Origin of the sequence: uncultured Rhodoblastus sp., from assembly GCF_903903185.1 — a bacterium.
In the GTDB taxonomy this organism is placed as follows: Bacteria; Pseudomonadota; Alphaproteobacteria; order Rhizobiales; family Beijerinckiaceae; genus Rhodoblastus.
The window spans coordinates 35,115-43,676 of the sequence record NZ_CAIUXT010000234.1; the positions used below are offsets into that span (position 1 = coordinate 35,115).

General features: G+C 63.6%; 8 protein-coding genes. 7 read left to right on the top strand and 1 reads right to left on the bottom strand.

Annotation, left to right across the window (positions count from 1 at the left end; translation table 11 throughout):
- Positions 1-345 precede the first annotated feature (345 nt).
- From hyfB to QZY01_RS21790, 7 genes are read left to right on the top strand one after another with little or no spacing between them, the layout of a single operon-like run.
- On the top strand, positions 346-2,355 hold the full coding sequence (gene hyfB / locus QZY01_RS21760; RefSeq protein ID WP_294541409.1) for a hydrogenase 4 subunit B: 2,010 nt from the start codon (positions 346-348) through the stop codon (positions 2,353-2,355).
- On the top strand, positions 2,346-3,302 hold the full coding sequence (locus QZY01_RS21765) for an NADH-quinone oxidoreductase subunit H (protein WP_294541411.1): 957 nt from the start codon (positions 2,346-2,348) through the stop codon (positions 3,300-3,302). Before hyfB ends, QZY01_RS21765 begins: the two co-directional genes overlap by 10 nt.
- A gap of 1 nt (position 3,303) precedes the next feature.
- Positions 3,304-3,966 (top strand): hydrogenase-4 component E, encoded by a 663-nt coding sequence (locus tag QZY01_RS21770; RefSeq protein ID WP_294541413.1) that lies wholly within the window; start codon positions 3,304-3,306, stop codon positions 3,964-3,966.
- Entirely contained in the window at positions 3,963-5,411 is a 1,449-nt protein-coding gene (locus tag QZY01_RS21775; RefSeq protein WP_294541414.1) for a hydrogenase 4 subunit F, read from the top strand. The genes QZY01_RS21770 and QZY01_RS21775 overlap by 4 nt, the downstream gene beginning before the upstream one ends.
- 13 nt (positions 5,412-5,424) lie before the next feature.
- Complete coding sequence (locus QZY01_RS21780) at positions 5,425-6,975, top strand: hydrogenase expression protein HypE (protein WP_294541415.1); 1,551 nt, start codon at positions 5,425-5,427, stop codon at positions 6,973-6,975.
- 8 nt (positions 6,976-6,983) lie between these two features.
- Complete coding sequence (locus tag QZY01_RS21785; RefSeq protein WP_294541417.1) at positions 6,984-7,505, top strand: NADH-quinone oxidoreductase subunit B family protein; 522 nt, start codon at positions 6,984-6,986, stop codon at positions 7,503-7,505.
- Positions 7,506-7,550: 45 nt separating this feature from the next.
- The gene (locus QZY01_RS21790) at positions 7,551-8,027 is read left to right on the top strand and encodes a hypothetical protein (protein WP_294541420.1); all 477 of its coding nucleotides are present in this window, start codon (positions 7,551-7,553) and stop codon (positions 8,025-8,027) included.
- A 27-nt stretch (positions 8,028-8,054) separates the two neighbouring features.
- Here the strand turns inward: QZY01_RS21790 and QZY01_RS21795 are convergent, their stop codons facing one another.
- Positions 8,055-8,381, bottom strand: a complete 327-nt coding sequence (locus QZY01_RS21795) for a GNAT family N-acetyltransferase (RefSeq protein WP_294541423.1) — start codon at positions 8,379-8,381, stop codon at positions 8,055-8,057.
- Positions 8,382-8,562: the final 181 nt, after the last annotated feature.

Genomic DNA, 8,562 nt, shown 5'->3' on the forward strand with positions numbered 1-8,562 from the left:
TTGTACGTCGAACGCCGATCATCGATCGCAGCGCCGTGCATCGACCCGCCAGCCGCTTGCGCAGCCCATCGACATGCGGCGGCGTTTGGAGAAGGATGTCCCTGCGTCGCGCGGAGCCGTGAGTCGGTCGAGGCGCAACCGGGTTGGCGAGGAGAAGTTTCGCGGAATCAACGCGGTCATATTGACCGCGAAAATATAGAGCGTAGGCTGAGCCTATTGATGATTTCACATCAAGACTGATGGATCATGCATGAGGATGGATGGACAAGGCGCAAGCTTGAGGGCCCGCAAGGTTCCGCCCCGCCGTAGACTGGCCAAGACGGCGGCGCGGCAAGGGCGCTGCTGATGCCGCCCGCCGGTTTCCTCCTCGGCGATGCGGCATTGCTCGCGCTGGGCGCGATGGCCATCGTTCTCGGGCGCGGTCGCTCAGCCTCCGCCTTCCTCTATTCCGGCGCGCTCATCGTTTCGCTTCTGCTGTTCGGCGCGGCCCTCTCGCGTCTCGTCACGGCGGCCGAGCCTTCGACGTTGGTGCTGCCGATCGGCCTGCCCTGGGTCGGCGCGCATTTTCGAATTGACGCCCTTGCCAGTTTTTTTCTGTCGGTGGTCAATTTCGGCGCGGCATCGGCCAGCCTTTATGCGCTCGGCTATGGCCGGCGCGAGCACGAACCCTCGAGGGTGCTGCCATTCTTTCCGGCCTTTCTCGCCGGCATGAATCTGGTGCTGATCGCCGACGACGCCTACAGTTTTCTTGTTTCGTGGGAGTTCATGTCGCTGGCTTCCTGGGCGCTGGTGATGGCGCATCATCGTGAAGATGAAAATCTTCGCGCCGGCCTCGTTTATATTGTCATGGCCAGTATCGGAACATTCGCCTTGTTGCTGGCTTTCGGCCTTCTGGCCGGACCCGGAGGCCATTACGCCTTCGCCCAGATGCGCGCCGATGCGCCGTCGCCGCTGGTCGCCGCGACCGTCCTCGGCCTCGTCCTCGTCGGCGCTGGATCGAAAGCCGGTCTGGTTCCCCTGCATGTCTGGCTGCCGCTCGCTCATCCAGCGGCGCCGAGCCATGTCTCGGCCTTGATGAGCGGCGTCATGACCAAGGTGGCGGTCTATGGCTTCATCCGGGTGGTGTTCGACCTGCTTGGACCGATCGATTGGTGGTGGGGCATACCCGTAATGGTCGTCGGCGCGGCGACGGCCGTGATCGGCGTGCTTTTCGCGCTGGTGCAGACCGATCTGAAACGCGTCCTCGCCTACAGCACCATTGAAAATATCGGCGTGGTCTTTGTCGCCCTCGGCCTGTCGCTGGTTTTCATGGCCAATGGCTTCAGCGTCGCCGCCGCGCTGGCGATGACGGCGGCGCTGTTTCACGTGCTGAATCACGCGCTGTTCAAGAGCCTGTTGTTTTTCGGCGCCGGCGCGGTCCTGACCTCGACCGGCGAGCGCGACATGGGAAAACTGGGCGGCCTATTGAACCTCATGCCGGCGACGGGACTGTTCATGCTTGTCGGCTGCGCCGCGATTTCGGCCTTGCCGCCCCTGAACGGCTTCGTCTCGGAATGGCTGGTGTTCCAGGCGATCCTGCTCAGCCCGTCGCTGCTGAGCTGGGCGCTCAAACTGCTGATCCCGGCCGCCGGCGCCATGCTGGCCCTCGCGGCGGCGCTGGCGGGCGCCTGTTTCGTCCGCGCGTTCGGCATAGCGTTTCTCGGGCGCCCGCGCAGTTCGGCGGCGGAAAACGCCGTCGAGGTCGACCGCTTCTCCCTGACCGCGATGGGCGCGCTGGCCGTTCTGTGCCTGCTGGCGGGTATTTTTCCGGGCCAGGTCATCGACGCCCTTACGCCGGTCGTGCGCGATCTGACCGGCGCCAATCTGGTGTCTCAATCGGCCATTCCATGGGTCTCGATCGCGCCGGTCGCCGAGAGCCGAAGTTCCTATAACGGTCTGCTGGTGTTCTTTTTCATCGGCATGTCGGCGCTGCTGGCGGCCTATGTCGTCCACCGTCTGGCTTCGAGAGCCATCCGCCGCGCGCCGGCCTGGGACTGCGGTTTTCCCGACGCCAGTCCGCTCACGCAATATTCGCCGGACAGTTTCTCGCAGCCGATCCGGCGGGTTTATGGCAATTTTGCCTTTCGGGCGACCGAGCGCCTCGACATGCCGCCTCCCGGCGAACTGCGTCCCGCCCGCTTCAAGGTCGAAATGGTCGATATCGCCTGGGAGGTGTTTTACGCACCCGTCATCGGCGGCGTCAACCGGCTGGCGACCTGGTTCAACCGCATGCAATTCCTCACCATCCGGCAATATCTGAGCCTGGTTTTCGGGGCTCTGGTGTTCCTGCTTCTGGTTCTGGCGTCATGGGCTTGATTCGCGATCTCTCGATCCAGATTTCGCAGATGCTGGCGGTGCTGCTGCTGGCGCCGCTGCTGACCGGATTCATCCGCAAGGCCAAGGCGCGGCTGTTGCGGCGTCAGGGACCGCGCTTGCTCCAGCCCTATTTCGACCTCGTCAAGCTGGTGCGCAAGGAAGCGGTCGTCGCGCAGAGCGCGTCATGGCTGTTTCGGGTCGCGCCCTATATCATTTTCGCCACGACCTGGGTGGCGGCCTCACTGGTTCCGACCTTCGCCACCGGCCTGTTGTTCAACTGGTCGGCGGATCTCATCGCCATCACCGCGCTTTTGGGAAGCGCGCGGTTTTTTCTCGCGCTGGCCGGCATGGATGTCGGCACGAGTTTCGGCGGCCTCGGCTCAAGCCGCGAGATGATGTTCGCCACGCTGGCCGAGCCGGCGCTGATCATGATCGTATTCACCCTGGCGCTGATCGCCCGCTCCACCCAATTATCGACGGTCGCCGGATTCATGCTGTCGCCCGCCGTCGGCCTGCGGGTTTCGCTGGCTTTGGCGCTGATCGCTCTGGTGATCGTGGCGATAGCGGAAAACGCCCGAATTCCGGTCGACAACCCTTCGACCCATCTGGAGCTGACCATGGTCCATGAGGCCATGGTGCTGGAATATTCGGGACGCCATCTGGCGATGATCGAATTATCGTCTCAACTCAAGCTCCTGCTTTACATCTCGCTGATCGCCTGCGTTTTTGTTCCATGGGGACTGGCGCCGGTCGCCGCGGGTTTTTCGGCGCACGCGATCGGCGCCGCCGCCTATGTCGGCAAGCTCGCCGGCGCCGGCTTCCTGCTGGCCCTGTTCGAAACGACGGTGGCCAAGATGCGTGTCTTCCGTGTGCCGGATTTCATCGGCGTGGCCTTGATGCTGGCTTTGCTCGCCACGCTGCTGCGCTTCATGTCGCGAGGGTTGTAGAATGGACCGGCTCGATTTCGACATCGCGCATATGTTCGCCGGCGGGCTGGTTCTCGTCAGCTTCATGCTGCTCTATCAGGATCGCCTCTATGCGCTGTTGAACATGTTCGCCGCGCAGGCGCTGGTCCTTGCCGTCTCCGTGGCGTGGCAGGCCTATATCCAGGATGCGCCGCACCTTTACATTACCGCCGCGATCACCCTGATCTTCAAGGCGATCGTCATCCCGCTGGCGCTGCACCGCATTGTCGGGCGTCTGCGCATCCAACGCCAGGTCGAGACCGTGGTCAGCACGGTGCCGACCATGCTGGCCGGCATCGCGCTGGTGTCGCTGTCGATGGTCGTCATGCTGCGCGTGACCCAGGGCGCCGACGTGCTGGCGCGCGAGGATCTCGCCTTTGCCTTGTCGGTGGTTCTGCTCGGGCTGTTGATGATGGTCACGCGAAGCAACGCCGTCAGTCAGGTGGTCGGCTTCATGTCGCTGGAGAACGGGCTGATTTTGGCCGCGACGGGCGCCAGGGGGATGCCGCTGGTGGTCGAGATCAGCGTCGCCTTTTCCATCCTGATCGCGCTCATCGTTGTCGGCATTTTCCTGTTCCGCATCCGCGAACGTTTCGACTCGGTGGATCTTCATGCGCTCGACGGATCAAAGGTGAACAGGATATGAGCGCGTTGCTTTTGCAGAACGTCCATCTGATCCTGTTCCTGCCGGCGCTGACGGCCGTCGTGCTGGTGACTTTGCCGGACTATCGATTGTCCGCCCGGCTGAATGTCGCGTCGGCGTTCGTCACCTTCCTGGCGGCCTCGTCGCTGTTGATCGACAAGCCCGCGTCGGGGAGCTACCTGCTGGTGGACGATCTCAACATCGTCTTCATCGTCCTGAACACATTCGTCGCCTTCACGACCAGCCTGTTCAGCGCCAGCTACATCGCGCATGAGCTGGAAACCGGCCATTTGAACAAAGCGAACCTGCGTTTCTATCACACCATGTATCAGGTGCTGCTCGGCGCGATGAACCTCGCGCTGGTCGCCAACAATATCGGCCTGATGTGGGTGGCCATCGAAGTCGCGACGCTGACGACGGTGTTGATGGTCGGCATTTATCGCACCGACCGGGCGCTCGAGGCGGCATGGAAATATTTCATCCTCGGCAGCGTCGGCATCGCCCTCGCCTTGTTTGGCACCATCCTGATCTACATGGCCGCCCGGCCGGTGGTCGGCGAAGGCTCGAACGGCATGATCTGGACCGTGCTGATCGCGCATGTCGCGGAATTCGACCCGGCGCTGCTCAACCTCGCCTTCGTGTTCCTGCTCCTGGGCTACGGCACCAAAGTGGGTCTGGCGCCCCTGCACGCCTGGCTTCCCGACGCCCACGCCGAGGGTCCGACGCCGATTTCGGCGGTTCTATCCGGCCTGCTGCTGAATGTGGCGCTCTATGCGGTGCTCCGGTTCAAGCTGTTGATGGCGGCCAATCCGAGAGCCATCGCGCCGGGACCGCTGATGGCGACGCTGGGGATGGTGTCGCTGGTCTTCGCCGGCCTGATGCTGTACCGCCGCTCCGACATCAAGCGAATGTTCGCCTATTCTTCGATCGAGCATATGGGCATCGTCGCTTTCGCCTTCGGGATGGGCGGGGCGGTGGCCAATTTCGCCGGCCTGCTGCACATGACCATGCACAGCCTGACCAAATCGGCGATCTTTTTCGCCGTCGGGCAGATCGCGCAGGCGAAAGGCACGCAGAGGATGCGCGATATTCGCGGATTGACGGTCACCCACCCGCTGCTCGGCTGGGGCCTTGTCGTCGGGGTCGCGGCCATAGCGGGAATGCCGCCCTCGGGCGTTTTCATGAGCGAGTTCCTGATCGTCAGTTCGACCGTCGCCCATGCGCCGCTGCTCGCCGCGCCGCTGACGCTCGGCCTGCTGATCGCCTTCGGGGCGCTGCTGTGGCGGCTGCACGGTCTGGCTTTCGGCGAACCGACCGGGAGTCTGGCGCCGGTCAAGGCCTCGTCGGCGCCGCTGGCGATGCATCTCGGGCTGGTGCTGGCGGCCGGCATCTATCTCCCGCCGCCGCTGGTCGCCTGGTTCCAGCATGTCGCCGTCATGCTGGGTTGATCCGGGAGGTCCGATGCCGAACCTGAGCGAAATTCTCGACGCCTTTCCCGAAATCGAAAATCACCGCCCCTGGCCACGGCGCCTCGTCGATGCGGCAAGCTGGCGCGCCCTGACCGAACTTCTGGCCGAAGGAGAGATTTCGCTGCTCGGGCTTTGGGGGGACGCCGGCCATGTTCATATGGCGGTTCTCGCAACGGAGCCCTGGTCGATCGCCGTCGCCAGCCTGGCCTGCGCGAATGGAAAATTCCCGTCGGTCGGCCGCCATCATGCGCCGGCGATCCGGCTTGAGCGGACGATCCATGACCTGTTCGGCCATGAGGCTTCGGGCGCCGTCGACAAGCGGCCGTGGCTCGACCATGGCCGCTGGCGGCTCCGAGCGCCGCTTGGCCAACAGACTCCGCCGCTTGGCCAACAGACTCCGCCGCTTGGCGAACGGACGACGCCGCCCGCCTATGACTTCGTGAAAAACATCGGCGAAGGCCTGCACCAGATACCCGTTGGACCGGTCCATGCCGGGATCATCGAACCCGGACATTTCCGCTTCACCGCCAATGGCGAAACCATCGTGCGGCTGGAGGAGAGGCTTGGCTATGTCCACAAGGGAGTCGAAGGGCTGATGGCGGGCGCTCCGCTCGCGCGCGCGGCGAGGCTCGCGGCGCGCTGTTCGGGCGACAGCACCGTGGCCTGTTCGCTGGCTTTTTCGCGCGCCGTCGAAGCGGCCATGGGCGTCGAGGTTTTGGCGGGCGCCGTCTCGGTCAGGGCATTGATGGCGGAACTGGAGCGTCTCGCCAATCACATCGGCGACATTGGCGCCATTTGCAACGACGCGGCCTTCGCGCTGATGCTCGCTTATTGCAGCGTGCTGCGGGAACGCATTCTGCGCGCCTGTTACACCGGCTTCGGCCATCGGCTGATGATGGACGCCATCGTTCCCGGCGGCCTCAGCGTCGATTTCGGCGAAAACGAAGCCGAAGTCATTCGCCAACTCGTTGCGACGGTTCGCCTCGCCATGCCGCAACTGATCGAACTCTATGACGACACCGCCTCCTTGCAGGATCGAACAGCGGGATCGGGCGTTCTGAAGCGGGAACTGGCGCGGCGCTTCGCCTGCGGCGGCTTTGTCGGGCGCGGTTCCGGACGCTCGTTCGACGCGCGCCGCGATGTCGCCTATCCGCCCTACGATCGGCTGTCGTTCGACGTGCCGGTGCTGCAGGAGGGCGACGTCAACGCGCGCGTCTGGATCCGCATCAAGGAAGTCGAACAGAGTCTGGGCCTGATCGAGCAGATCCTGACGTCGGCCCCGTCGGCAGGAAGAATCAACGCCGAGCCGCGCGCAACACAGGCCTGCGCGACGGAGGGTCTTGCGCTGGTGGAGGGTTTTCGCGGCGACATTCTGGCGTGGGTGCGCGTGGCGCCCGACGCAACCATCGAGCGCTGCCACCTGCGCGATCCGTCCTGGTTCCAGTGGCCGGTGCTTGAAGCCGCCATCGAGGGCAATATCGTCGCCGACTTTCCTTTGTGCAACAAATCCTTCAACTGCTCCTATTCGGGGCACGATCTTTAGGATCGCTCATGCGCGACATTCTGCTTCAAAGCATTTGGCGGACGCCTCTGACCGAGCCGCGCCCTCCGGCCGACGACGCCGAATCGCTCGAACTGCGCGCCCAACTCAAGCAGGGCGTCGATGCTTTTTTCGACGGCAGCCTGTCGATCCGGCAGGTCGACGCCGGCTCGTGCAACGGTTGCGAACTGGAAATCCATGCGCTGAACAATCCATTTTACGATCTGGAGCGGTTCGGCCTGAAATTCGTCGCCTCGCCCCGCCACGCCGACCTGCTGCTGGTCACCGGGCCGGTGACCGAAAACATGCGCGAGGCGTTGAAGCGAACCTATGATGCGACGCCTTCGCCGAAATGGGTCGTCGCCGCCGGCGCCTGCGCGCTCGACGGCGGCATTTATGCGGGAAGTTACGCCTGCGCCGGGGGCGTATCGGAGGTCATTCCGGTCGATCTGCATATTCCCGGCTGCCCGCCCTCGCCAGACCTGTTGATCAAGGGCCTGCTGGCCTTGATGATGAAGGGACGCCGCCGGTGACCGCTGGGATTTTTCATGCCGAGAAAAACGGGGCGGGGGAAAACGATGTCGATGGACGACCTGGTTCTTGCGCGCGCGCTGCATGTTCTCGCGATCGTCCATTGGATCGGCGGCGTCGGCTTCGTGACGCTCGTGGTCCTTCCCTACGCCTTGTCCCGCGCGTCCGCAGCGGAAGGTCTTGCGTTTTTCGACGCTGTCGAGCGGCGGTTTGCGTCGCAGGTTCGCCTTTCCATCCCCATCGCCGGAGCCGCCGGACTCTGGTTGACCTACAAAATGGACGTGTGGGAGCGGTTCCGCGATCTCCATTTCTGGTGGATGGGCGCGATGTTGGGACTTTGGCTCGTCTTTATGATTCTCGTCTTCGTCGTCGAACCGCTGATTAAGGACAGTTTCGACGAATTGGCGGCGCGCGATCCGTCGGCCGCCTTGCATCGATTGTCCCGTCTGCATCGGATTTTGCTCGCAATCGCGGCGCTGACGATTCTCGGAGCCGTCGCGGGAGCGCAAGGCCTGGTTTTCTGAACAGGTTTTTGGCCGACCTGCGCCGACTCAAGACCCGAGGTTTGGCGTTTCCCCCGGCGCGACGGTCATCACGTCCTGCCATTCGGGAGACTTTTCATACCGGGAGCGGACATAGGAACAATGCGGGACGATCCGGAAACCGATCCTTCGCGCGTCGGCGATCAGAGCGTCGACCAGCGCCGCCGCCGCACCGGTTCCCTTCATGCTTTCGGGGGCGTTCGTGTGTTCCGCGCCGATCAGGCCGGGACCGCAATGGATGAAGGTCAGTTCGGCTTCGGCTTGCTTGCCCGGAACGCGGGCGACATAACGGCCGCGACGGCCGTCGTCTTCCTTGGCGATCTCGATTTGCGTCATGACGCTCTCCCTGGTCGCTGGCGCCGCAAGCTCATCCGGGTTTTCGGGCTCACGCCACAAGCTGTTGTTATTTTATGTATTTGGTGTTCTGGCGGCAAGGTCGGCGACCGGCTCCAACGGGTCCGGTTGCCCCTGCCGCGAAGACTAGAGTCGATTGCGATTCGGTTGAATCGCAATCGAC